Origin of the sequence: Amycolatopsis albidoflavus, from assembly GCF_039525725.1 — a bacterium.
GTDB lineage: Bacteria > Actinomycetota > Actinomycetes > Mycobacteriales > Pseudonocardiaceae > Amycolatopsis > Amycolatopsis albidoflava.
This window is the reverse complement of sequence record NZ_BAAAHV010000023.1, coordinates 408,789-433,204: the sequence shown is the minus strand read 5'-3', so window position 1 is coordinate 433,204 and position 24,416 is coordinate 408,789. Positions and strand designations below refer to the sequence as shown.

Genomic DNA, 24,416 nt, shown 5'->3' with positions numbered 1-24,416 from the left:
TAAGCACTACCACACACCACAACCCAACCCCCACCAGCACAAACCACGATGAAACAACCCCATTGGGGCGCTAGCCCAACCACCGCGACCGCAGCCGTTGCACCCAACCATCGGCGCACCCAGCCCCTCCCACCCGCCAATCCGCACCCGGTGCACCCACGATCGAGGCACCCAGCCCCACCCCCGCACCGCTGCACCCGCGATCGAAGCACCCAACCCTCCCCCGCGCCGCTGCACCCAACGTTCGAGGCACCCAGCCCCCAAACCGCACCGATGCACCCGCTATCGAGGCACCCAGCCCCTCCCCCAACCCCGATACGAAGCGTCCCTGCGGTCTGGGGGTGCTTGTCAAGGCATCTTTCCCGCCTTGACAAGCACCCCCAGACCGTCAGCACAATCAACCTTCGGGGTGCCCCACGCAACCACCGCGGCAAGGTCGCCGCCAGGCGACGAGGTAGGGCCACCCCCCGCCCAACCACACGGGCCACCCCCGTACCCCTCACCCCCCAAACCCGGCAAACTCAACCACGTGACCACCCACCCAATACGAAGCCACACCCCAGGTCACCCGCCGGACCCCACCTTCCGCAGCCTCTGGCCCGCCACCCCGCGCCAAGCCCTCCGCGAAACCGCCTGGCTGGCCCTAACCGGCCCCCTCCCCCTCCTCTCAGTAGTCCCCCTCCTAGCCGGAACAGCCATCGGCCTAGCCCTAACCCCAGTACTCGCCGGACTCCTCATCCTCACCGGAGTCCTCCGCGGCGCAAGACTCTTCAGCGGCCTCCACCGCCGCCTTGCCACCAGGCTCCTGGGAATCCCCCTCCCACCCCCGCCAAGAACCGACCTGGCCCCAGGCCTCTGGAACTGGCTCACCGCCCGCCTAGGCGACCGAACAGCCTGGCGATCCGTCGCCTACCTCCTGGTCCGCCTCCCCTTCGGCCTCCTGGCCATGATCGGCGCAGGCGCGCTCGGCTTCTTCGGCCTGGCCTCCTTCACCTACCCGCTCACCTGGCTCCTCGAGACCAGGCCCGGCCACGGCCTGCCGGTCTTCAACATCCGGAGCTTCAGCTGGCTGGGTTCCCTCGGCTGGTGCCTCCTCGGCATCGCCGTCCTAGCCGTCTGGCCGGCCGTAGTGCACCTCCTCACCGGAGTAGACCGCCTCCTCCTCCGCACCCTGGTAGCCGACCCAGGCCTCCGCGAACGAGTCCGCTTCCTCGAAGAAACCCGAGCCACCGCCCTAGACGAAGCAGCGGAACAACTCCGCCGCATCGAACGAGACCTCCACGACGGTGCCCAAGCCCAACTAGTCGCCATGGCGATGAAACTCGGCCTGGCAAAAGAAGAACTAGCCGCCGACACCGTCAACCTCGACCAGATCCGCACCCTGGTCGACACCGCCCACAGCAACGCCAAACAAGCCCTCGTCGAACTCCGCGACCTAGCCCGCGGCATCCACCCCGCGGCACTCGACAAAGGCTTGAGCCTCGCACTGTCCACATTGGCCAGCTCGGCCGACTTCTCCGCGACAGTCTCAGTAGAACTAAGCCGCCGCCCACCCCCGTCACTGGAAACGATCGTCTACTTCGCCGCCGCCGAATTCATGACCAACGCGTCCAAACACGGTGCCGGAAGATGCACAGTCCTGGTCGAAGACCGCGAAGACGTTCTCCGGCTAACCGTCGTCGACCACGGCCCCGGCGGCGCCGCGATCATCCCCGGCGGCGGACTGTCCGGAATCGCCGAACGACTCCGCCCCGCCGACGGCGAGCTCACCGTGTCGAGCCCGAACGGCGGCCCGACCATAGTCACCGCGGCGCTCCCGCTCCACCGCTAAGCTCGGGGAAATGAGGGGGAAACAGTGCGGATCGTGATCGCGGAGGACTCGGCAATCCTGCGCCAGGGCCTGGTCGAACTCCTGGGCCTGCGCGGCCACGAGGTAGCGGCGGCAGTGAAGAACGCCGACGACCTCCGAACCGCCGTCCGCGAACACCAGCCCGACGTGTCCATTGTGGACATCAGAATGCCGCCGACGCACACCGACGAAGGCCTGCGCGCGGCAATAGACCTGCGCGCCGAACGGCCCGGCTGCGCGATCCTCGTCTTCTCGCAGTACGTCGAAACCAACTACGCCAAGCAACTCCTCGCCGGAGAAGCAGGCGCGGTCGGCTACCTGCTGAAGGACCGCGTCGCCGAGGTGTCGGACTTCCTCACCGCGCTGGAACGCGTCGCGGCCGGAGAGACGGTGCTCGATCCGGAAGTCGTCCGCCAGCTGTTCGCGACCACCGGCCAGGCCGGTCCGCTCGCCGAGCTGACGCCGCGCGAACGAGAGATCCTCGGGCTGATGGCGCAAGGCCGGTCGAACTCCGCGATCGCGGCGGAGGCGTTCCTGTCGGCGGGCTCGGTCGAGAAGTACGTGACGAGCATCTTCGGCAAACTGGGGCTGCCGCCGTCGGACGGGCACAACCGGCGCGTCCTCGCCGTGCTCCGCTATCTCGATTCCTGACGCCTACCCTGACGGCATGTACTCCACCGAGATCGAGGTGCACACCGGGAACACCGCCGTCGTGCACAACCTGACCCGGGAGGCCGAGAGGTTCCTGCGCGACGCCGACGCCACCGACGGCCTGCTGCACGTGTGGGTGCCGCACGCGACGGCCGGGCTCGCGGTACTGGAAACCGGCGCGGGCAGCGACGACGACCTCCTCGCCGCGCTCGACGACCTGCTCCCCCGCGACAACCGCTGGCGCCACCAGCACGGCACCGGCGGACACGGCCGCGACCACGTCCTCCCGGCGTTCCTCCCGCCGTACGCGACCGTGCCGGTGCTCGGCGGCGTGCTGCTGCTCGGCACCTGGCAGTCGGTGTGCCTGGTGGACACCAACGTCGACAACCCCGTCCGCCGGGTCCGCTTCAGCTACCTCACCGGCTGATCCCGCCGTAGCATCGCGGACGTGACAGCCATTCGCGCGCACCGGCTGGTGCTCTGGGACATCGACCACACGCTCGTCGACTACACCGGGCTCGGGGTCGGCTGGTACGGCTCGGCGCTGGCCGCGGCGACCGGCGCGGAGTTCCGCACGCACCCGGATTTCGGCGGCCGGACCGAACGCGCGATCACCGCCGACGTGCTGAGCCTGCACGGGATCGAACCGGACGAGGACACCATCCAGCGGATGTGGCGGGAGCTGATCGCGGCCGTCGAACGCGCCCGCGAAACGCTGCCCGAGGAAGGCCGGGCGCTCGACGGAGCGGCGGCCGTGCTCGCCGATCTCGCCAAGACCGACGGCGTGGTGCAGAGTCTCGTCACCGGAAACCTGCCGGAGATCTCGCTGCACAAACTCGCCGCGCTCGGTCTCGACGAGCATCTCGATCTGGAGATCGGCGGCTACGGCTCGCTTTCGCCGCACCGCGCGGATCTCGTCCCGCACGCCGTCAAAGCCGCGGAAACGAAGCACGGCAGGGAATTTCCCGCTGAATCCGTAGTGATTCTCGGAGATACTCCGAATGACATCGACGCGGCGCTCGACTACGGCGCGGTGGCGATCGGCGTTGCCACGGGCCGGTTTTCCGCCGGACAGCTGGCCGAAGCGGGCGCACACCACGTTTTGCCGGACCTCGCCGATCTGCCCGCGGTCCGCGCCGCGGTGCTCGGACTGCCCTGAGGCAAGCGACCGGGATCACCCGTTCGGGCGGCTTTGCCGTCAACCCCTGTTCCGGGTCGGTTACGCCTCTCATTGGCCGAATGTCGGCCTGTTTTCCCTGATCAGCGCGTTGCACTACGTCGAAGGTCAGTCTTGGGACCAGGGTCGGGTCCCCCTGGGGTAGCAGTCCCTTAGGGGGAGAAGTAGGTCCGACGGGCGATGACCGCTTAAGATCGCCGCGCCAAACTTTCCCCATGACGATCGCACAGGGGGGAACCGGCCTCGTGGCCGGAGAGGCACGCGGACGGCTAGCGGTGCTGTGGAACCGGATTCCGTTCACGACGACCGTCGTGCTCGCGATCATGATCGTGGGGGTCGCGACTGGCTCGCTCTGGCACGCCGCCGAGCACCAGCACGCTTTCCACTACTACGCCTACGGCCTCCCGTCGCTGGAGCACGGCCGCTGGTGGACGCTGTTCACCGGGCCGTTCTACGCCCTGCGCCCGTGGTTCTACCTGCCGATGGCGGGAAGTTTCGCGCTGATGGCCGGGTTCGCCGAATGGCACCTCGGCACCCGGCGCGCGATGGCGGTGACCATCGGCGGGCAGCTGGTGTCGACCGTCGTCGCGGTGCAATTCCTCGAACTTTCCCGCAATTCCGGCTGGGCCTGGGCCGACCGGATCTCCGGCACGCTCGACGTCGGTTTCTCCGGCGGCGCGCTCGCCGCGATCGCCATCACCAGCGCGACCCTGCGCACGCCGTGGCGGCTGCGGCTGCGAGCTGGGCTCTGCGTGTACGCCGGAGTCGCGATCGTCTATGTCGGCACGCTCGCCGATCTCGTGCACTTCTTCGCGCTGGTTCTCGCGCTGCCGCTGGGCCGGCGGCTCGCCGGACCTGCCGCACGCAACGCCAACAAGCCGTCGCTGCGCGAATGGCGGCTGCTCGCGTCGGCCGGATTGGTGCTGCTGGTCGTCGCCGAAGTGGTGATGTGGCTGGTCCCCGGCGACGGCCCGTTCGGCTCGTCGGACTCGATCTCGTTGTCCGGCAACGAACTTCTTCCGCTGTGCATCGTCGCGGTGCCGATCCTCAACGGGCTGCGCCGCGGTTCGCGGTTCGCCTGGCGGTGCGCGATCGCGCTGTGCGTGCTCGCCGCGTCGCAGATGGCGGTCCTCGCCGGGCTCGTCGCGATCACGCAGCTGATCCGCGAGGACTACGACCTCAGCAGCCCGCCGCTGTTCATCGTGGACAATCTCTTGTGGACAGTCGAACTGGTGTTGCTGATCTCGGCCAGGCGCGCCTTCCGGGTTCCCTCGCGGCGCAGGCGGCGCAAGATCTTCCGCGGCGGACCGGACCCCGCCTTCGCGCGGCTTCTGCTGGGCCGCAACGGCGGCAGCACCATCTCGTGGATGACGACCTGGCCGCAGAACACCTACTTCGTCGCCTCCGACGGCACGTCGTACCTGGCGTACCAGCGGCACGCCGGCGTCGCGGTGGCGCTCGGCGACCCGGTCGCGCCGGACGGGACGAGCGACCGCACGCTGCGGGAATTCTCCGCGATGTGCGAGAACACCGGGCTCGTGCCGTGCGTGTTCTCGGCGACCGCGGGGACCGTCGCGCAGACCACGAAACTGGGCTGGCAGCACGTCCAGGTCGCCGAGGACACGTTGGTGGACTTGGAAAACCTCGAATTCCGCGGCAAGGCCTGGCAAGACGTGCGGACCGCGCTGAACCGCGCGAAGAAGGACGGGATCGAGTTCCGGCTGGTGCGGCTGGCCGAACAGCCGTGGTCGATCCGGGAACAGGTGCGGGCGCTGTCCGAGGAATGGATCTGCGACAAGGGCCTGCCGGAAATGGGCTTCACGCTCGGCGGCGTGGACCAGGCGATGGACCCGGCGACGCGGGTCGGCCTCGCGGTCGACGCGGACGGCACGGTGCACGGCGTGACGTCGTGGCTGCCAGTGCACACCGGCGACGGCGAGGTCGGCGGCTGGACGCTCGACGTGATGCGCCGCCGCGCGGGCGGATTCCGGCCGGTGATGGAGTTCCTGATCGCCTCGACCTGCCTGGCGTTCCGCGAGGAGGGCGCGAAGTTCGTGTCGCTCTCGGGCGCGCCGCTGGTCCGCAGCAACGACAGCACGCCGCGGCAGATGGTCGACCGGATGCTGGACGCACTGGGCTCGATGATGGAGCCGTACTACGGATTCCGTTCCCTGCACGCGTTCAAGGCGAAGTTCCAGCCGCGGCACGAGCCGCTGTACCTCGCTTACCGCGACGAGGCCGACCTGCCGCGGATCGGGATCGCGCTGGGCCGCGCGTATCTGCCGAACGCCGGGCTGATGGACTTCGCGAAGCTGGCGCTGCGGCGTCAGCGCGTGGTCGGCGGCGGCGTGGTCGTGGACCGGTCCGCGGCCGGAACGCCGCGGTAACTGTGCAGAATCCGGACGAGGTCGTCCCGGGACGCGGAACCCGGGCGGCCTTGTTCGGAGTACGCGACCAGCACGGCCGACTTGTCACCGGCCCCGAGCGCGAGTGCTCCGACAAGCACGCTCTGCGGCTGACACGGCGCGTTGCTCGGGGCCACCTCGGCGACCACGAGCGTGCCCTCACGGCTTTCGTTCTCGATCTTGACTTCGGCCTTCTCCGGCGCACCAGGCGTCACCTTCGCGGCCGGAGCACTTTTGCCGGTGTAGCCGCTGATGCCCAGGTCAGTTACCGCTTTGCGGGCAGCCTCAGCGGCGTCGCCGGTCTTCTCGGTGGTGAACCCCGCGCCGCCGATCTGGCCGACCGCGTCTTCCTTGCAGCTGTGCTGGCCGAGGAACGCGCTGGTGGTCAGGTTGATTCCGGGCGATCCGGCGGCCGGGTCCCAGCCGTGCAGCGTGGTCGGCGCCGGTTCCCAGGACGGGGGCACGTCGTACGCGTAACTGCCGTCTTTGCCCGCCACTGACTGCCATCCCGCGACCACTGGCGGTACGACGACGCGTGGTTCCGGCTGGTAGGTGTACGGGGCGCGCGGAGTGTCGTCCGTGCTGGCGGAGTGGTGGCTCTTGGTGGTGAAGACGTTGTAGCCGAAGATCCCGATCATGATGAGGATCGGGACCGCTTTCACCAGCCGGAGGTTGGTTTTGCGGGGCGTGGACCTCCGGCGCTGTGCCGGGGTGAGGGTCTGCCGCATAGGGTCCCCGCCCTCTTCAGGCGGCGGAGCGCCCTGCGGCTGCGGGGCTGGTTCGGACGGCCGCGGCGCCGTTTTCTCGTACCCGGCGCTCGGGAACTTCGGCGCGTCAGACGGCTGGTACCCGCCGAAGCCGCTCAGCGCGGCGTTGTCCTGGTACCCGCCGTCGTCGCGGCGTTTGCGTCCGAACCAGCCCACGGGCTTCAGCCGCGGACGAGCTTCGCGAGGTGGTCGACGACCGAGTCGACGGCGATCTCCTCGCGTTCGCCGGTGCGCCGGTCCTTGACCTCGACCAGGCCGTTCGCGAGGCCGCGGCCGACGACGAGGATCGTCGGGACGCCGACCAGCTCCGCGTCGGCGAACTTCACGCCAGGGGTGGCCTTGCGGTCGTCGAGGATGATTTCGAGACCGGCGGCGTCGAGTTCGGCGGCGATCTTCTCCGCGCCCTCGCGCACCGTCTCGTCCTTGCCCGCGATGACCACGTGCACGTCGAACGGCGACACCTCGCGCGGCCACACCAGGCCCTGCTCGTCGTGGTTCTGCTCGGCGAGCACGGCGACCAGGCGCGAGACGCCGACGCCGTAGGAGCCCATGGTGATCCGGACCGGCTTGGAGTCCGGGCCGAGCGCGTCGACCTCGAAGGCGTCGGTGTACTTGCGGCCGAGCTGGAAGATGTGCCCGATCTCGATGCCGCGCGCGGCGACGAGCGTGCCCTGTCCGTCCGGCGACGCGTCGCCCTCGCGGACCTCGGCGGCCTCGATGGTGCCGTCCGGCGTGAAGTCGCGGCCGACGACCAGGTCGAGCACGTGGTGGTCGCGCTTGTCAGCGCCGGTCAGCCAGGCGGTGCCCTCGACCACGCGCGGGTCGACGAGGTAGCGGACGCCGTTCTCCTGCAGCCCCTTCGGGCCGATGTAACCCTTGACCAGGAACGGGTTCTTGGCGAAGTCGGCTTCCTCGAGCAGCTCCACCTCGGCGGGCTCGAGCCCCGCTTCGAGACGCTTGAAATCCACCTCGCGGTCGCCCGGGACGCCGATGCCGAGCAGCTCCCACTCCTTCGCGCCCGGCTGGCGCGTCTTGACCAGGACGTTCTTCAGCGTGTCCGCCGCGGTGAACTCGCGGCCGAGCCCGGCGGCGTTGAAGAACGCGACGAGGGTCTCGATGGTCGGCGTGTCCGGGGTGTGGTGGACCTGCGCCTCGGGCAGTCCTTCGAGCGGCCGGGCCGCGGGCGCGGGCGTGACCACGGCCTCGACGTTCGCCGCGTAGCCGGATTCGGTGCTGCGGACGAAGGTGTCCTCGCCGTTCTCCGCGACCGCGAGGAACTCCTCGGACGCCGAGCCGCCCATCGCGCCGGACGTGGCGGCCACGATGACGTACTCGAGGCCGAGGCGGTCGAACAGCTTGATGTAGGCGTCGCGGTGCTTCTGGTACGAGTTCTCCAGGCCCTCGTCGTCGAGGTCGAAGGAGTAGGAGTCCTTCATGACGAACTCGCGGCCGCGCAGGATGCCCGCGCGGGGGCGCGCCTCGTCGCGGTACTTGGTCTGGATTTGGTACAGCGTGACCGGGAAGTCCTTGTAGGAGCTGTACTCCCCCTTCACCGTGAGCGCGAACAGCTCCTCGTGGGTCGGGCCGAGGAGGTAGTCGGCTCCCTTGCGGTCCTTGAGGCGGAAGAGGTTGTCTCCGTACTCGGTCCAGCGGTTGGTGGCCTCGTACGGTTCGCGGGGCAGCAGCGCGGGGAACTGGATCTCCTGCGCGCCGATCGCGTTCATCTCCTCGCGCACGGTCTCCTCGACCCGGCGCAGCACCCGCAGGCCGAGCGGCAGCCACGAGTAACCACCCGGGGCGACCCGGCGGACGTAGCCGGCGCGCACCAGCAGCCGGTGGCTGGGCACTTCGGCGTCCGCCGGATCCTCGCGCAGCGTGCGGAGGAACAACGACGACATCCTGGTGATCACTGGGAACTCCCTGCACTGAGCGGGTCTTAGACGTTTCGCACAGAGTAGTCAACACCCTGGCCGCGACGCATGCGGGTTATCGGCGGGCGCCGTTTTTGTCGGTGGTCACGGTTAGCGTGCGGGCATGGGTTTGGAGATGGGCATGATCACCGTCGACTGCGCCGAGCCGCAGCGCCTGGCGGAGTTCTGGACGGCGGCGCTGGGCGTAGCGGTGGCGGCGGACTACGGCGAGTTCGTGATGCTGGAGGGCCCTGCGTCGGGCGGGCCTCGGCTGGGGTTGCAGCGGGTGCCGGAGCCGCGGAGCGGCAAGAACCGCGTGCACGTCGACTTCGGCGCGGACGACCGGGAGGCCGAGGTCCGGCGGCTGGTCGGGCTGGGCGCGGTGGAGCTGGCGCGGCATCAGGTGCCCGGGCTGGAGTGGACGGTGCTGGAGGATCCGGAGGGGAATGTGTTTTGCGTGTCCGCGAAGGGGGCGCATTGAGGATGAGGTGACGGCGGCTGAACCAGGCGCGCTCGGCTGGAGCGGGGTCGCCATCGGCGGGCGCGGGGGTCACCATCGGCTGGAGCGGGGGGCAGCGATCGGCTGGCTCGGCCGTCCGCGAACGCAGCTGCCAGCGGACGCGGTCAGTCGGCTCGCAGCCGACGCAGTCAGCTGGCTCGCGGCCGACGCGGGCGGCTTGCTCACAGCCGACGCGGTCAGTTGGCTCGGTCCCCGGCGCCCAGTCGCGGACAGGCTCCGCATCGCATGGTGAACGCGGGCCGCAACGGCGGTCGGCGAACGCCCGCGACCGTGCGGGTGCCCGGACGCACTAGCCGGCCGAAGCCACCCTGCGCGGCGACCCGCACCCGACGGTCAGCCGAGCGGCAAAACGTACCCGTAATTCCGCTCAGCCGTCCGATACCCGCACCGCTCGTAGACCGCGAGCGCGCGATGGGTGTTGTCCACGTCCACCGACAGCGACGATTTCTCGAAGCCTGCCGCGCGGCCGGCTTCGAGAGTGTGGGCCAGCAGCGCCGACGCCAGTCCTCGCCCGCGGGCCTCCGCCAGGGTGCCGACGTAGTTGACGTGCAGCTCCCGCACGCCGGTCGCCGCCGCGTCCGCCGCGTAGAACGACGACATCACGAACGCCACGGCCCGGTCGCGGTCCGGGGAAAGGAGGAGGAACGAGAGGTCAGGCTGAAAGTCCTTGTTGCCGCGGAACCGGTGTCGCCACTCGTCCGCGGAGAGCCACGTGCTGCCCCAGTGACCGGCGAATGCGGCGTTGCGCGCGTCGAGCGCCAGTGCGTCGTAGCGCTCCTCGCAGGCGACCAGCGGGAGATCGTCCGGGAGCGGCGGAGCAGGGGGCAGCGCGGTCAGGTCCGCGCGCATCTCGACGAAGGTCCTTTCCTGCTTGAACCCGCCGCGTTCGAGAAGCGAGAGGTACCAATGCTCGTTCTCGTGCGCGCCGGCGTGCAGTTCCAGCTTCGAGTCCGGGAAATGCCGCGCGTGGACACTCCGGGCCGTCCGCACAAGCCACTCCGTCAACGCTGAAGCGACCTCGTCGGTCCGGTACTCCGGGTCGGTCAGCGACGCGACGTGCGGCTGATGCACCGGCTCGGCCGCGTCGCGGGCAATGACCAGCGCGTAGCTCACCAGCCGCGCCCCGTCCCAAGCACCGGCGCTCGCCCCGGCCAGATCGACTGACGGGCCCGACAGTTCCTGGCGCACGTCGCCCTCGTCCCAATGCTCACCAGTGCGGTCGGCTTCCTCCGCGACCGTGCAGAGCCGGGTGACCGCGCCGACGTCGGCCAGCGTGAGCGGGCGCCAGGTGAGTTCCATGCGGGCCAGAGTAGGGAGCGGCACACGGCCGCCGCACCCGGATTACCCGGCGGTTACGCTCCGGGGGTGCTGGTGCTCCTCCCCCCTTCAGAAACCAAGGCCGACGGCGGCAAAGGCGCGCCGCTGGACCTGGACGCGCTGTCGTTCCCCGAACTGAACCCGGTGCGCGCCAAACTGGCCGACGCCCTGGTCGAACTGGCCGCCGACGTCCCCGCGAGCCTCGCCGCGCTGGGCATCTCCGCACGGCAAGCCGACGAGGTCACCCGCAACGCCCAGCTCTGGACCTCCCCGACGATGCCCGCGCTGAGCCGCTACACCGGCGTCCTCTACGACGCGCTGGACGTCAAGAGCTTCACCCGCGCTGGCCTGGCCAAAGCACAACAACGGCTGGCCGTCACGTCCTCCCTGTTCGGCGTCGTAGCAGCCACCGACCCCATCCCCGCCTACCGCCTCTCGGGCGGCAACACAGTGCCCGCACTGGGCACCGTCCGAGGCCTGTGGAAGCCGGTCCTGGAACCAGTGCTGCACGACGTCGAAGGCCTGATCGTGGACCTCCGCTCGGGCACATACGCCGCCTTCGCAAAACTGCGCGCAGACGCAGTAACCGTCCGAGTAGTCACCGAAGACGCCAACGGCAACCGCACCACGGTAAGCCACTTCAACAAGGCCTACAAAGGCAAACTGGCCGCAGTACTGGCCACCTCGCGAAGCGAACCGTCCACTGTGGACCACTTAGTACGCGTAATCACCAAAGCAGGCCTAACCGTAGAACGCACCGGCGACCACGCCCTAGAACTCCTCACCGACTAACCGTCCGCGAGCGCCCCCGCCCCACCCAACCGCCACCGCTGCACCCAACTATCGAGGCACCCAGCCCCCAAACCGCACCGGTGCACCCACGTTCGAGGCACCCAGCCCCTCCCCCGCACCCCGATACGAAGCGTCCCTGCGGTCTGGGGGTGCTTGTCAAGGCATCTTTCCCGCCTTGACAAGCACCCCCAGACCGTCAGCACAATCACGCTTTGGGGTGCCCCACGCAACCCAGGGACGCGATGTCGCCGCCAGGCGACGAGCAGTCACCCACCCCTCCGCCGCCCCAACACCGCCATAGCCGCATTACGCCCAGGAATCCCGCTAACCCCGCCACCCCGAACCGCCCCAGCCCCGCAAAGCAACACCCGCTCGTACCGAGTCTCAACCCCCCAAGACCCCACCGCTTCGCCATCCCCATACGGCCAAGCCAAATCCCGATGGAAAATATGCCCCCGAGGCAACCCCAGCTCCGCCTCCAAATCCACCGGAGTTTTAACCTCAATACAAGGCGCCCCCTCACCATCCACCAGCAAACAATCCACAACCGACTCCGCAAGAACACTGTCCAACGAAGCCAAAGTAGCCCGCAATGCCTCCCCCCGCGCCCCCTCATTATCCACCTCGAACAACCGCGCAGGCATATGCAACCCAAACAACGTCAACGTCTGCACCCCATCCGCCCGTTCCCTCGCCCCGAGAACAGACGGATCAGTCAACGAATGACAGTAAATCTCACAAGGCGGCACCGTCGGAATCCGCCCCGAAGCAGCCTCCCGATAAGCAGTCTCCAACTGAGAAAACGATTCATTAACATGAAACGTCCCCCCGAACGCATCCCGCGGATCAACACCTGAATCACGCAGCCGAGGCAACCGCCGCAACACCATATTCACCTTCAACTGCGCCCCCTCAGGCGACTCCCCGGCCTCCTCGCCAAGCAACCGAGCAAGCACCCGCGGCGCGACATTCGCCAGCACATGCCCCCCGCTCACCACACGCTCCACGTCGCCTTCGCGATAACGAACCTCGCCATCCGGCGCGACAGAGACCACCTCCGCACCAGTAACCAGCACCGCCCCAGCACGACGAGCCGCACCAGCGAGCGCGTCGGTAACCGCACCCATCCCGCCAACCGGAACGTCCCAATCACCAGTGCCATTACCAATCAGGTGATAAAGCAAGCAACGATTCTGCCGAAGCCCCTCATCCTCCGCGGAAGCGAAAGTACCGATCAACCCATCAGTCAGCACAACCCCGCGTACAACGTCATTCTCGAACACCTCACGCAACGTCTCCCCCACCGGACGCTCAAAAAACGTCGCCCAAGCCTCATCGTCACCAATCCGCCGCCGCAACTCATCCCGGGCAGGCAACGGCTCAGTCAATGAATCGAACGTCGCCCCCGCGACCCGCTCCGCCGCCGCGTAAAACCGCCGCCAAGCCGCGTAATCCTTCGCAGACCCGGTAACGGCGCGAAACGACGCTCCGGTCCGCTCGTCATCCCCAGTGTCGACAAGGAGACCCGTGTCGCCGACCGGCGTATACGACGACATCCGCCGCCTACGCAACTGGATGTCCAGCCCCAACTCGGCCACGATCCGCCTCGGCAACAAGCTGACCAGATACGAATACCGCGACAACCGGACATCCACGCCAGGGAAAGCGCGGAACGACACCGCCGCGCCGCCGATCTCCGCACGTCGTTCCAGCACCGCCACCGACCGTCCGGCCCGGGCCAGATAAGCAGCGGCGACGAGCCCGTTGTGCCCGCCGCCCACGATCACCGCGTCGTAGTCCACCGCGGCGAGCCTAATGCTTGACCCGGAGCGCACTCCAGGTCTTAGCGTCGCCGACGACAAGATCCGGCGCAGAAGGAGCGACCATGACCGACGTCCCGACCCGGAACCTCGGCGGACTGACGGTTTCCGCACAGGGCTTGGGCTGCATGGGAATGAGCCACGGCTACGGCGCGACCGACGACGCGCAGTCGATCGAAACGCTGCGCCACGCCCTCGACCTCGGCGCGACTTTCCTTGACACGTCTGACTTTTACGGCTCCGGCCACAACGAACGGCTGATCGGCCGCGCGATCGCCGGCCGCCGCGAAGAGGTAGTGCTGGCCACGAAATTCGGCATCGCGAACCGCCTCGGCGAACCGACCGAAGTCCGCGGCGACGCCGCCTACGTGCGCCAGGCCTGCGAAGCCTCGCTGCAGCGGCTCGGCGTCGACTACATCGACCTGTACTACCTCCACCGAGTCGATCCGGACGTCCCGATCGAGGAAACCGTCGGCGCGATGGCCGAGCTGGTGCAGGCCGGAAAAGTACGGCATCTGGGGCTTTCCGAGGCGGGCGCGCAGACCATCCGGCGCGCGCACGCGGTGCACCCGATCGCCGCGCTGGAGAGCGAATGGTCGCTGTGGACCCGCGACCTCGAAGCCGAGATCGTGCCAACCTGCCGCGAACTCGGCATCGGCCTCGTCCCGTTCTCCCCGCTCGGCCGCGGCTTCCTGACCGGCCGCTACCGCACCACCGAAACCATGGCGGACAACGACGTGCGGCGATACCAGCCCCGGTTCGCCGACGGCAACCTCGACCGGAACCTCGCGATCGTGGCGAAACTCGAAGAGCTGGCCAGCGCGAAGGAGGTCACGACCGGACAGCTGGCGCTGGCGTGGGTGCAGGCGCGTGGCGAGGACGTCGTGCCGATCCCGGGCACGCGGCGAAAGCAGTACCTGGAGGAAAACCTCGCGGCCCTGACGGTTGAGCTGACCGCGGACGACCTCGCCGCGATCGAGGCCGTCGCCGCACCGGAGAACTTCGCGGGCGCGCGCTACGACGCGGCGCACCTCGCGTTCGTCAACCGCTGAACCACCGAGGCGGCGCTGGACAACAGAAGATCCAGCGTCGCCTGGGCTGCGGCATTCCCCGAGGGACAGCTGTTTCTCGTTCGGGCCGGAGCAGATCGCCTTCAGAGATCGAGCCCCTTGACCTCAACCGGAGCCAGTCCGGTCTGCCGCGCTCCGCAGTCGCCCCAGCGAGACCTGGCCGGGCTTCACTCGCTGACCATGCGCTCCACCACGTCGAACGCCTGCGTCAACCGCTCCCGGTGCGACTCCGCCAGCTCGGCCAGGTCCTCCCCCTCCAGCCTGCGCCGGACCGTCGCCACCGCCACCGTCCGGTAGGCCGCCACCACTAACGCAGCCGCCAGCACCGCGTCCCCGGAAAACCGCGTGTCCGCGGCGAGTTCCGCGGCCAGTTCGGCTTCCATCTCGTACCCGAACGCCCGCAGCCGTGCGATCAGCGCGGGCGACTCCGCGACCGTCCGCATCAACGGCTCGACGTCGCCGCCCACGCCGGACAGCACGTGCCCCTCGTCCAGCAGCGTCAGCGCGAGCTGCCGGAGCGCGTCCACCACGCCGCCGGTCCGCGTCCGGACCGCCGACCGCACCAGTTCGATCGCCTCCGGCAAGCGGTCCAGCAGCAGGTCCTCCTTGCGCTCGAAGTGCGAGAACACCGTCACCTTGGACACCCCGGCCGCCGCGGCGACCTCGGCGATCGTGACCTCGTCGAACCCGCGTTCCAGGAACAGCGCGGTCGCGACCTCGGCGATCCGCGCCCGCGTCCTGGCTCCGCCCCGATCGCCGCGATTGGGCATGAGTCCACCCTTCCGTGTTACATTTACCTGGTAAGCTTACTCAGTAAGCACACTTGGTTAAGCCGTCGGGCAAGGATAGAGGGGAGTACGTCATGGAGCGGACCGAGGTGATCGTCGCCGGGGCCGGGCCCACCGGGTTGTTCCTCGCCGGGGAGCTCGCGCTGCGCGGGGTGGGAGTGACCGTGCTGGACCGGCTGGAGGAGCCGGACCAGAACATCAAGGCCGGGTCGGTCAACGTCGCCAGCGCCGAACTGCTCGACCGGCGCGGCCTGCTGCCCGCGGCGGAGGCGGCGCAGCGGCGGTTCCTCGAATCGGTCGGCCGATTCGGGCAGACAGTCGAGGCCGCCAGGCGGGGCGGCCGCCGGTTCCTGGCCGCCGGGCACTTCGCCGGTTTCCTGTTCGACAACGACCTGATCGATCAGAGCGACCCCGTGCTCGCCGCGCACCGGGCGGTGTCGAACGGGCTCGGCGTGCCGCAGCAGGAGGTCGAGCTGATGCTCGCCGAACACTGCGCTCAGCTCGGAGTCGAGGTCCGGCGCGGCGTCGAAGTCCAGGGGGTGCGGGCCGCCGACGACTCCGTGACTGTCGAAACGAGCGCGGGCGAGTTCGCCGCGGGCTGGCTCGTCGCGGCCGACGGCGGGCGGAGCGTCATCCGCAAGCAGCTCGGCGTCGAGTTCGCTGGCACAGACCCGGACATGACCGGCTACCAGGCGATCGCCGACTTCGAGGACGCGAGCGGCCTGCGCCCCGGCTGGACCTGGACGCCGCGCGGGGTCTACGCGTACGGACCGGTCCCCGGCCGGATTTTCCTCAGCCGCTTCCGGAAGCCGCCGCACGACCGCGACGTTCCGGTGTCGGTCGAGGAGCTGCAGGAAGCCGTCCGCGACGTCACCGGGGTCCCGGTCACCATCACCGGAATCCACGGCAGGGCAACGCGGTTCACCGACAACGCGCGTCAAGCGCGGCATTACCGCCAAGGCCGCGTGTTCCTGGCAGGCGACGCCGCGCACGTCCACTCCCCGCTCGGCGGACAGGGCCTGAACCTCGGCCTCGGCGACGCGGCGAACCTCGGCTGGAAGCTCGCCGCGACCATCCAGGGCTGGGCTCCGGCGGGGCTGCTCGACACCTACGAAACCGAACGCCACCCGATCGGCGCGGGGGTGCTCGACTGGACCCGTGCCCAGGTCGCGCTCCTGCGCGGTGACGAACGCACCGAGCAGCTGCGCAAGATCGTCGGCGGCGAACTGCTCAAGGTGCCGGCCGCGATGAACCGCATCGTCGCGCTGTCGTCCGGAATCCTGCAGCACTACGACGTCGCCGACGACGCCGCCGAACCGGTCGGGTCGATTGCCGGGGACGTCGAGCTGACGTCCGGAACCCGCCTCGCCGACCACGCGCACGACGGACGGTTCGTGCTCGTCGACCGCTCCCCCGACGGCCGGTTCGCGGTCTCCGGCTTGGCGGATCGGCTGGCCTGCGTCGCCGATCCGGCCGACGAACCGAGCCTGCTCGTGCGGCCGGACGGAGTGATCGTCTGGGCGAGTTCCGGGAGCGACGACCAGAAGCTTCTCGACGCCGCGCTCGCGCGATGGGCGGGTGCGAAATAAATAAGTTGCGGGAGTTCGAGGCGGACGGCACAGTGAGCGGCGTCCGGCGGGAAGCCGCCGGCTGCCGGAAGAAAGGGAGGTGCGTCGTGGAGATTGTCCGGGCGCTGTCCTGCCCTCTTCCGCCCGCCCGCCTCGGCTAGAGCACGCGCTCGCCCGGTGGGCACCCTGATCTAGGAGAACCCACCAGTGCGCGAGCACGATTTCGACGAATTTTCCGACGCCTCCGACTACACCGACCGCCGGATGCGCCGTCGCCCGAGCTATGACGACGGGCCCGCCCCGGCCCGTCGGGGACGGCTCACCGAAGCCGAGCGAGTCCGTCTCTCCCAGCTTCGGGAAGACGCCTACACCGAAACCGAACTGCCCGACGGCGCCGACCGATGGTCCAACTGGGACGACGCCGACCAAGGGCCGCATCCCCGGCCGGACTGGGTGGTCACGGAACTCGCCGCGGTCGACACCGACCTCGGCGTGCTCAAGACCGGCAAGGAAGCGGATGTCCACCTGCTGCGCCGCAATCTTCCCGGCGAAGACGGCGTTCTGCTTGCGGCCAAGCGATACCGCTCAGACGAGCACAAGCTGTTCCACCGCGACGCGGGCTATCTCGAGGGCAGGCGGATGCGCCGGTCCCGCGAGATGCGCGCGATGGCCGGGCGCACCTCGTTCGGCCGCAACCTGATCGCCGAACAGTGGGCGGTGGCGGAGTTCGCCGTCCTCAGTCGCTTGTGGACGATCGGCGCGCCGGTGCCGTATCCGGTGCAGCGGCACGGCACCGAGATCCTGCTGGAATTCCTCGGCGAATCTGACGGCACCGCAGCGCCCCGGCTGGCGCAACTGCGGCCCGAACCGGACGAGCTGGCCGACCTGTGGGAGCAGGCCGTGTCCGCGCTGGAACTCCTGGCGGGGCAAGGGCTCGCGCACGGCGACCTGTCCGCGTACAACCTCCTGGTGCACGAAGGACACCTGATGGTGATCGACCTTCCCCAGGCGGTCGACGTGATCGCGAACCCCCGCGGCCGGGAATTCCTGGCCCGGGACGTCGCGAACCTCGCCGGCTGGTTCCACGGCCGCGGACTGTCCGAACAGGTCACCGACACCGATGACCTGGTGCGGGAACTGGAAAGCGCGGCCGGTCTCGGCTGAGCGGGCGGGCGGGGCCGCGAGTGTGCGGCAGCGCACACCTGCGACCCCGCCCACAACCGCCCACCTGGGTGCGGGGCAACCGCGATCTCTCAGGTAGAGTGTGTCAAGACCGCAACGGCGGCGTGGATGAGTTGGTGTCCGTCGCCTCCACAGTCCGCAGAAGGACTCGCGGCCATCCGAAGCAATTTCCGTCGGTGTGCCACGCCATGGCTCGGCGCACCGGGTCCGTCCCTGTGAACGCCCATCGCCACACCATCTTGCCCTGCCTGCGCGCGGGCAGCCCGGGCCTCCCTTGCGACGTGCCACGTCCGAGAGGCATTTGTGACAGTCACGTACGAACCCGGCCAGTCTTCCCGCTCCCGCGGGGACCGCCCCGAGCGCAAGCCGCGGCACCGGCCGGCCGGTGGAGACGTTCTCCACAACGACACGGTGGAAACCCCCGCCGTGAAGACCTTCGCCCAGCTGGGCCTGCCCGAGCCGCTGCTGCGGGCGCTCGCCGAGGCGGGCATCGACTCCCCGTTCCCGATCCAGTCCGCGACCATCCCGGACGCGCTGGCCGGCCGCGACGTGCTGGGCCGCGCCCAGACCGGTTCCGGCAAGACGCTGGCCTTCGGCCTGGCCATCCTGGCCCGGCTCGACGGCGGCAAGGCCCGCCCGAAGCGCCCCCGCGCGCTCGTGCTGGTGCCGACCCGCGAACTGGCCATGCAGGTGGCCGACTCGCTGACCCCGCTCGCCAAGTCCCTCGGCCTGTGGTGCCGCACCGCGGTCGGCGGCATGTCCTTCGGCCGCCAGGCGGAGTCGCTCGCCCGCGGCGTCGACCTGCTGATCGCCACCCCGGGCCGGCTGTCGGACCACGTCCGCCAGGGCACCGCCTCGCTCGGCGACTGCAACTTCATCGCGCTCGACGAGGCCGACCAGATGGCCGACATGGGCTTCATGCCGCAGGTCCGCGAGATCATGGACCTCACCCCTCCCGGCGGGCAGCGGCTGCTGTTCTCCGCGACGCTCGACGGCGACGTCGACAAGCTGGTCCGGCAGTACCTGGCCGACCCGGTCACGCACTCGGTCGCGCCGTCGACCGCGAGCGTCACCACCATGGACCACCACCTGTTCCAGGTGTCGCACTCGGACAAGCAGGACATCATCACCCGGATCGGCGCCCGCGAGGGCCGCACGATCATGTTCGTGCGCACCAAGCACCACGTGGACCGGCTCACCGAGCGGCTGCGCGAGAGCGGCGTGCACGCGGTCGCCCTGCACGGCGGCAAGACCCAGGGCCAGCGCAACCGCGTCCTCGCCGACTTCAAGGAAGGCCACGCGGCGGTCCTGGTGGCCACCGACGTCGCCGCGCGCGGCATCCACGTCGACGACATCTCCCTGGTGCTGCACGTCGACCCGGCCGCGGACCACAAGGACTACCTGCACCGCGCGGGCCGCACCGCCCGCGCGGGCGCGTCCGGCATCGTCGTCACCCTGGTGACGCACGACCAGCGGCGCACCGTCCGCCGGATGACCGACCGGGCCGGCGTCCGCGCCGAGACCACGATGATCCGCGCCGAGGACGAGGACCTGTCGCGCATCACCGGCGCCCGCGAGCCGAGCGGCGAGCCGGTGGTGGAGCGTCGCCGGGAGTCCCCGCGCCGCTCCGGCGGCCGAGGTTTCGGCGGCGACCGCGGCGGCTTCCGAGGCCCGCGCGAAGGCGGCGGCTACCGCGGCTCCCGCGAAGGCGGCCGCGGTGGTTACGGCTCGCGTGACGATCGCGGCGGTTACGGCTCCCGCGACGACCGCGGTGGTTACGGTTCGCGTGACGACCGAGGCTCGCGCGACGGCGGCTACAACCGCGGCTCGTACGAAGGCCGCGGCTCCCGCGACGCCGGTTACGCCCGCGAGGGCGGTCGCGAGGGAGGCTACTCGCGCGAAGGCGGTCGCGAGGGAGGCTACGCCCGCGAAGGCGGCTACGGCTCCCGGGAAAACCACGGCGGCGGCGGTTACAGCCGCAGCCGAAAGCAGTCCCGCGCCGGCGGCGGCTTCGGCCGCCCGAGCCGTGGCCCGCGCCGCGGACACGACTCGTGATTGACGCTTGAACACTGAGAACGGCCCCGCTTCGGCGGGGCCGTTCTTCGTTTCCGGCAGGGTTCGGGTGCCGGGCCGGTCGGCCGGGGGGTCTTCGTTCCCGGGCCGGTTCGCGCACCGCGACAGCTGGGCACGGGCTCGCGGCCAGCCAGCGCCAGTCACCGCGCCCCGGCAGTCACGCCCGGCTCAATGGCCGTTGCCACACCGGGCTGCGCCGCCGCAGCGATCGTCGCCGAACTGCATCACGCACAGCGCGACCGTCGCCGCCCAAGAGCATCACGCCCGTCCCACCGGCCGTCGCCGAACAACGTGCCGCCAAGCAAACAGTCGTGGCCGAACAACGCCACGCCCGCCGCGACAGTCGCCGCCGAACAACGCCTCGTCCTGCGGACCACCCACCCGCCAGCCAGCCATGCCACACAGCCGCAGCGGCTACTGCCGAGCACGACCGCACCCAGCGCAACGGCGATCGCCAAACAACACCTCACCCTGCCCACCACGCACCGCCAGCCAGACCCCACAACCGCAGCAGCCACTGCCGAGCACGACCGCACCCAGCACAGCGACGATCGCCAAACAATGCCTCGCCCGTCGCAGCGATCACTACTGAGCACGACCTCGCCCAGCGCAGCCATCACCGCCAAACAGCACCTCGCCCGGCCAACCACACTCCACCAGCCACGCTCCACCGCCACAGCAGCCACTGCCAAACAAAACCTCGCCCAGCGCAGCAGCGGCCGCCAAACAACATCTCGCCGACCACACTCCACCAACCAGCCACGCCCCACCACCACAGCAGCCTGGTTTCCGTTGCCCCGCCCCGCTTCCCGGGCCTCCCAAGGCAGGGGCCGAAGCGGGGGTGGGAAACGCGCCACCCGGCCGGATGCGACACTGCCTCAGTGACTGACACTCCGCCGCTGCCGCCTGAGAACGTCTTCGACTGGCTTGAAACCGAAGGCCAGCGGCGCGCGGAAGCCGGGCTCTCCCGGCGGATGAATCCTCGTCCGGCGCAGCACACCGCGCTCGATCTCGCGGGCGGCGACTACCTCGGGCTCGCCCGGGACAAGCGCGTCGCCGGAGCCGCTGCCGCGGCTGCGTTGCGGTGGGGGGCTGGGGCGACTGGGTCGCGGCTGGTCACCGGGTCCACCGAACTCCACGCGGAGCTCGAACACGAACTCGCCCGGTTCTGCGGAGCCCAAGCGGCGCTGGTGTTCTCCTCCGGATTCACCGCCAACCTCGGCGCGGTCACGGCCCTGTCCGGGGCCGAATCGGCGATCGTCACCGACAAGTACGTCCACGCCTCGCTGGTCGAAGGCTGCCGGCTGTCCCGCGCGGACATCGCGGCTGTCGAGCATTCGGCCCCGTCGGCGATCAAGCACGCGTTGGCCACTCGACGCAAACCGCGCGCGGTCGTGGTTGCCGACTCGGTGTTCTCGGCCGACGGCGAGCTCGCGCCGCTGGGTGAACTCGCCGAAATCTGCCGTGCGCACAGTGCCGCGCTGGTGGTCAACGACGCACACGGCTTCGGCGTCCTCGGCGAAGGCGGCCGGGGCGCGGTGCACGCCGCGGGCCTGTCGTCCGCGCCGGACGTCGTCACCACCCTTACACTCTCGAACGCCCTCGGCTCACAAGGCGGCGCCGTCGTCGGTCCGCGCCGCGTGATCCGGCATCTCGTGGACACCGCGCGCAGCTTCATCTTCGACACCGCCCTCGCCCCGGCGAGCGCCGCCGCCGCGCTGACTGCGTTGCAGGTGCTCAAGTCCGAACCGGACCTGCCGGCGAAGGTCGTCGAGAACGCCGGAAACCTGGCGATGGGGCTGAAAAACGCCGGTCTGCCGGTCGAACTCCCGGAAACCGCCGTGGTCGCGGTGCCGACGCCGTCGCCGCAGGCGGCCACCGCGTGGGCGGAAGCCTGTGCGGAGCAAGGAATCCAGGTCGGCTGCTTCCGCCCGCCCGCCGTACCGGACGGCGTTTCCCGGCTGCGTCTCACCGCCCGCGCGGACCTCTCCGAAGCGGACGTCGACCGCGCGGTGAAGGTGATCGCGGCGACCGCGCCTCGCGGCTGATCCCGGCGGCCTCCCCAAAGAACTCCACGGACCCGCATGAGGCTGCCGCGCATCGAGTGCGAACTCCCGACAGCGCACCGCCATCCGTGCCGGGTGAGGCAGCCCGCCGAAAACCCCGCTATCCCCGGCGGCGCATGGTGATGTGCGGAATCCCGTCCTCGAGGTATTCCTCGCCCTCGGCCACAAACCCGAACCGCGCGTAAAGCTGCTGCGCATAGGTCTGCGCCTCCAGCACGAACTCGCCCGGCGCGCCCTCCACCGCGGCCGCCATCAACTGCGCCGCCAAACCCTGGCCGCGCGCCGATTTCGCCGTCACCACCCGGCCGATCCGCGCGCCGCCGCCGGGTTCGGCCAGCACGCGCAGGCACGCCACCACTTCCGAGCCGGAAGTCAGCCACAGGTGCTGCGTCTCCGGAAGCAGATCGCGCCCGTCGATGTCGGCGTATACGCAGTCTTGTTCCACCACGAACACGTCCGACCGCAGCCGGAGGATCTCGTACAGATCGGCGGCGGCGAGGTCGGGTCCGGCAGCGCGGTGCAGAGTCGTCACACCACCCTGCTTAACACAGCTCAGCCGAAGAGCCGCGCCTGGGATTGCGCCGCGATGTCGTCCGAGAACTGCGAAACCCGCGTGTACACCCCGGGCTTGCCCGGCTTCCCGCATCCGTCGCCGAAGGACACGATGCCGACCAGGGTGTCGCCTTCGACGAGCGGGCCGCCGGAATCTCCCTGGCACGCGTCCTGGCCGCCCTGCGGGTACCCGGCGCACACCATGCTCGCCGGGTCGTAGGTGTCGTAGGCCGTCTTGCAGGTGGAGTCGCTGACGACCGGCACCTGGGCGCTGCGCAGCACATCCGACCGCTCCCCGCCTTCGGAAAGCCGTCCCCAGCCCAGCACGGTCGCCTGCGTGCCTTCCGCGTACAACGACTGGTCGCTCTTGCCCGCGAGCTTCGCCGCGCGGTACGGCAGCCGTCCGCGCACAGTCAGCACCGCGATGTCGTCGCCCTTGGTCGGGTCGCTGTAGTCCGGGTTCACCCAGACCCGCGAGACGCCGAGTTCCACGCCGTCGTCGCCGCGTTTGTCCTGGCGGCCGGCGACCACGTGGACCGACGATTTCGGCAGGGCTTTCGCGCAGTGCGCGGCGGTCGCCACCGCGGACGGGCTCACGATCACCGCGCCGCAGAACTGCGAACCGCTCTGGTCGGTGAGGTACACCGCGTACGGGTGGTCGGCCAGCGAGGCTTCGCTGCCGCCGACGATCCGCGGCTGCGCGTGCGAGCCGGGATCGGAAGGCGTCGACGCCCAGGCCGAGCCGACCGGGACCGCGATCGCGGCGGCGAGCAGCGACCCCGCCGCGAGCAAGACCGGACGACGGAACTTCGCGGGCATGGGCTTTCCCTTCATCGGCACTACGACAGCACAGCCTGGACGCGCACGGGAATCAACCGACTCCGGCGCGTGCACACACGGCCGCGATTACCCTAAACGGGCCAAGCCCAAAACGGTGTCACTGGAACGGGTGGACTCTCTATACACCGAGCGCATTCGATTAAGTGGAGTCATGCGACGGAAAACAGCCGCGACGGCCGGCGCGCTGACAGTCTTCTTGCTGGCCGGATGTGCCACGAGCACTCCCACGGCTCCCCCGCCGAGCCCGTTGGCCGCGCCGTCGGCAGCGCCCAGCCCGACACTTCCGGCAACTCGGACAGCGACGAGCGCTCCCGCCGTCACCTGGCAGGTGGGTGCTCGCCCGCTTCCGCTGCGCCCGGACGGCTTCGGCGAGATCCAGCCGACTCCACCCGAACTGGTGAACCGCTCGCTGCCGACCCAGGATTTCCTCCCGCCGCCGTCGAGCACCACGTACGCCGCGAAGATCGCCGACGTCCCTGACACCGTGCTCAAGCGCAGCACCTGGCAGGCCGCGTGCCCGGTGTCGTCGGCCGACCTCCGCTACGTCACGCTTTCCTTCTGGGGTTTCGACCAGCGCGCGCACACCGGCGAGCTGCTGGTGAACAAGGACGGCGCTTCAGCGGTGGTGAAAGCGTTCAGCGAGCTGTACGCGCAGCAGTTCCCCATCGAGGAAATGCGCATCACCTCCCCCGCCGAGCTCAACGCACCGCCCACCGGCGACGGTAACGACACCAGCGCGTTCGTCTGCCGTCCGATGCGCGGACAGAAGAACTGGTCCGCGCACGCGTACGGGCTCGCGGTGGACGTCAATCCGTTCTGCAATCCCTACACCAAGGACGACCTCGTCGTGCCGGAGCTGGCATCCGCCTACGTCGACCGCGCGAACGTGCGGCCGGGGATGGTCACCGCGGACGGCCCGATCGTGCGCGCGTTCGCCGGAGCGGGCTGGCAGTGGGGCGGGGCGTGGAAGTCGCCGGTCGACCGGATGCATTTCACAGCCAACGGCGAGTGATCCGGGAACACCGGGGCGGGTCGCCGGGGTTGACTAGGCTGGCAGCAGACCGCTTTC

General features: G+C 69.8%; 20 protein-coding genes. 13 read left to right on the top strand and 7 right to left on the bottom strand.

The window, feature by feature from the left end; all coding sequences use genetic code 11:
• Positions 1 to 409 precede the first annotated feature (409 nt).
• The 5 genes from ABD156_RS39305 to ABD156_RS39285 all read left to right on the top strand — a co-directional run bounded on the left by ABD156_RS39305 (position 410) and on the right by ABD156_RS39285 (position 6,064).
• Positions 410 to 1,831 carry a sensor histidine kinase gene (locus ABD156_RS39305; protein WP_344286099.1) on the top strand — a complete coding sequence of 474 codons (1,422 nt, stop codon included), beginning with the start codon at positions 410 to 412 and terminating at the stop codon, positions 1,829 to 1,831.
• 24 nt (positions 1,832 to 1,855) lie between these two features.
• Entirely contained in the window at positions 1,856 to 2,500 is a 645-nt protein-coding gene (locus ABD156_RS39300) for a response regulator transcription factor (RefSeq protein WP_237598574.1), read from the top strand.
• Between the two features lie 16 nt (positions 2,501 to 2,516).
• Complete coding sequence (locus tag ABD156_RS39295; RefSeq protein WP_037820381.1) at positions 2,517 to 2,927, top strand: YjbQ family protein; 411 nt, start codon at positions 2,517 to 2,519, stop codon at positions 2,925 to 2,927.
• A gap of 30 nt (positions 2,928 to 2,957) precedes the next feature.
• Positions 2,958 to 3,659 (top strand): haloacid dehalogenase-like hydrolase, encoded by a 702-nt coding sequence (locus tag ABD156_RS39290; RefSeq protein WP_344286116.1) that lies wholly within the window; start codon positions 2,958 to 2,960, stop codon positions 3,657 to 3,659.
• 233 nt (positions 3,660 to 3,892) lie between these two features.
• A complete protein-coding gene (locus tag ABD156_RS39285; protein ID WP_344286098.1) occupies positions 3,893 to 6,064 on the top strand; it encodes a bifunctional lysylphosphatidylglycerol flippase/synthetase MprF in 2,172 nt (723 codons plus the stop codon).
• Here ABD156_RS39285 and ABD156_RS39280 read toward each other — a convergent pair.
• Together ABD156_RS39280 and ABD156_RS39275 are read right to left on the bottom strand one after the other, a co-directional pair.
• Positions 6,004 to 7,005, bottom strand: coding sequence for a DUF8017 domain-containing protein (locus tag ABD156_RS39280; protein ID WP_344286097.1), 1,002 nt, complete (start codon positions 7,003 to 7,005; stop codon positions 6,004 to 6,006). The genes ABD156_RS39285 and ABD156_RS39280 overlap by 61 nt on opposite strands.
• A 5-nt stretch (positions 7,006 to 7,010) precedes the next feature.
• The gene (locus ABD156_RS39275) at positions 7,011 to 8,759 is read right to left on the bottom strand and encodes a proline--tRNA ligase (RefSeq protein ID WP_344286096.1); all 1,749 of its coding nucleotides are present in this window, start codon (positions 8,757 to 8,759) and stop codon (positions 7,011 to 7,013) included.
• Between the two features lie 124 nt (positions 8,760 to 8,883).
• Between ABD156_RS39275 and ABD156_RS39270 the strand changes: the two genes are divergently transcribed.
• Positions 8,884 to 9,240: a VOC family protein gene (locus ABD156_RS39270; RefSeq protein WP_344286095.1), complete on the top strand. Its 357-nt coding sequence runs from the start codon at positions 8,884 to 8,886 to the stop codon at positions 9,238 to 9,240.
• Positions 9,241 to 9,612: 372 nt separating this feature from the next.
• Here ABD156_RS39270 and ABD156_RS39265 read toward each other — a convergent pair whose 3' ends face one another.
• A complete protein-coding gene (locus ABD156_RS39265; RefSeq protein ID WP_344286094.1) occupies positions 9,613 to 10,578 on the bottom strand; it encodes a GNAT family N-acetyltransferase in 966 nt (321 codons plus the stop codon).
• A 66-nt stretch (positions 10,579 to 10,644) separates the two neighbouring features.
• Here ABD156_RS39265 and yaaA point away from each other — a divergent pair, with 66 nt between their 5' ends.
• On the top strand, positions 10,645 to 11,388 hold the full coding sequence (yaaA, locus tag ABD156_RS39260) for a peroxide stress protein YaaA (RefSeq protein WP_344286093.1): 744 nt from the start codon (positions 10,645 to 10,647) through the stop codon (positions 11,386 to 11,388).
• A 266-nt stretch (positions 11,389 to 11,654) separates the two neighbouring features.
• On the opposite strand, the gene ABD156_RS39255 is transcribed toward yaaA, so the two are convergent.
• Positions 11,655 to 13,190, bottom strand: a complete 1,536-nt coding sequence (locus tag ABD156_RS39255; protein ID WP_344286092.1) for a phytoene desaturase family protein — start codon at positions 13,188 to 13,190, stop codon at positions 11,655 to 11,657.
• 83 nt (positions 13,191 to 13,273) lie between these two features.
• Between ABD156_RS39255 and ABD156_RS39250 the strand changes: the two genes are divergently transcribed.
• Positions 13,274 to 14,260 (top strand): aldo/keto reductase, encoded by a 987-nt coding sequence (locus tag ABD156_RS39250; RefSeq protein WP_344286091.1) that lies wholly within the window; start codon positions 13,274 to 13,276, stop codon positions 14,258 to 14,260.
• Positions 14,261 to 14,445: 185 nt separating this feature from the next.
• Here the strand turns inward: ABD156_RS39250 and ABD156_RS39245 are convergent, their stop codons facing one another.
• On the bottom strand, positions 14,446 to 15,048 hold the full coding sequence (locus tag ABD156_RS39245) for a TetR/AcrR family transcriptional regulator (protein ID WP_344286090.1): 603 nt from the start codon (positions 15,046 to 15,048) through the stop codon (positions 14,446 to 14,448).
• Positions 15,049 to 15,140: 92 nt separating this feature from the next.
• Between ABD156_RS39245 and ABD156_RS39240 the strand changes: the two genes are divergently transcribed.
• From ABD156_RS39240 to ABD156_RS39225, 4 genes are all read left to right on the top strand, one after another.
• Complete coding sequence (locus ABD156_RS39240) at positions 15,141 to 16,655, top strand: FAD-dependent oxidoreductase (protein WP_344286089.1); 1,515 nt, start codon at positions 15,141 to 15,143, stop codon at positions 16,653 to 16,655.
• 186 nt (positions 16,656 to 16,841) lie between these two features.
• Entirely contained in the window at positions 16,842 to 17,798 is a 957-nt protein-coding gene (locus ABD156_RS39235; protein ID WP_344286088.1) for a serine protein kinase RIO, read from the top strand.
• Between the two features lie 321 nt (positions 17,799 to 18,119).
• Positions 18,120 to 19,871, top strand: a complete 1,752-nt coding sequence (locus ABD156_RS39230) for a DEAD/DEAH box helicase (RefSeq protein ID WP_344286087.1) — start codon at positions 18,120 to 18,122, stop codon at positions 19,869 to 19,871.
• Positions 19,872 to 20,770: 899 nt separating this feature from the next.
• Positions 20,771 to 21,937: an 8-amino-7-oxononanoate synthase gene (locus ABD156_RS39225; protein WP_344286086.1), complete on the top strand. Its 1,167-nt coding sequence runs from the start codon at positions 20,771 to 20,773 to the stop codon at positions 21,935 to 21,937.
• A gap of 118 nt (positions 21,938 to 22,055) precedes the next feature.
• On the opposite strand, the gene ABD156_RS39220 is transcribed toward ABD156_RS39225, so the two are convergent.
• The gene (locus tag ABD156_RS39220; protein WP_344286085.1) at positions 22,056 to 22,487 is read right to left on the bottom strand and encodes a GNAT family N-acetyltransferase; all 432 of its coding nucleotides are present in this window, start codon (positions 22,485 to 22,487) and stop codon (positions 22,056 to 22,058) included.
• A gap of 20 nt (positions 22,488 to 22,507) precedes the next feature.
• Positions 22,508 to 23,326: a S1 family peptidase gene (locus ABD156_RS39215; RefSeq protein ID WP_344286084.1), complete on the bottom strand. Its 819-nt coding sequence runs from the start codon at positions 23,324 to 23,326 to the stop codon at positions 22,508 to 22,510.
• Positions 23,327 to 23,498: 172 nt separating this feature from the next.
• Between ABD156_RS39215 and ABD156_RS39210 the strand changes: the two genes are divergently transcribed.
• A complete protein-coding gene (locus ABD156_RS39210; RefSeq protein WP_344286083.1) occupies positions 23,499 to 24,359 on the top strand; it encodes a M15 family metallopeptidase in 861 nt (286 codons plus the stop codon).
• Positions 24,360 to 24,416 lie beyond the last annotated feature (57 nt).

What these genes read in the sequence shown, in the direction of transcription:
- ABD156_RS39245 (WP_344286090.1), bottom strand. Translation starts at nt 15,048, where the DNA reads ATGCCCAATCGCGGCGATCGGGGCGGAGCCAGGACGCGGGCGCGGATC.
- ABD156_RS39215 (WP_344286084.1), bottom strand. Translation starts at nt 23,326, where the DNA reads ATGCCCGCGAAGTTCCGTCGTCCGGTCTTGCTCGCGGCGGGGTCGCTG.
- ABD156_RS39285 (WP_344286098.1), top strand. Translation starts at nt 3,893, where the DNA reads ATGACGATCGCACAGGGGGGAACCGGCCTCGTGGCCGGAGAGGCACGC.
- ABD156_RS39240 (WP_344286089.1), top strand. Translation starts at nt 15,141, where the DNA reads ATGGAGCGGACCGAGGTGATCGTCGCCGGGGCCGGGCCCACCGGGTTG.
- ABD156_RS39265 (WP_344286094.1), bottom strand. Translation starts at nt 10,578, where the DNA reads ATGGAACTCACCTGGCGCCCGCTCACGCTGGCCGACGTCGGCGCGGTC.
- ABD156_RS39250 (WP_344286091.1), top strand. Translation starts at nt 13,274, where the DNA reads ATGACCGACGTCCCGACCCGGAACCTCGGCGGACTGACGGTTTCCGCA.
- ABD156_RS39210 (WP_344286083.1), top strand. Translation starts at nt 23,499, where the DNA reads ATGCGACGGAAAACAGCCGCGACGGCCGGCGCGCTGACAGTCTTCTTG.
- ABD156_RS39295 (WP_037820381.1), top strand. Translation starts at nt 2,517, where the DNA reads ATGTACTCCACCGAGATCGAGGTGCACACCGGGAACACCGCCGTCGTG.
- ABD156_RS39270 (WP_344286095.1), top strand. Translation starts at nt 8,884, where the DNA reads ATGGGTTTGGAGATGGGCATGATCACCGTCGACTGCGCCGAGCCGCAG.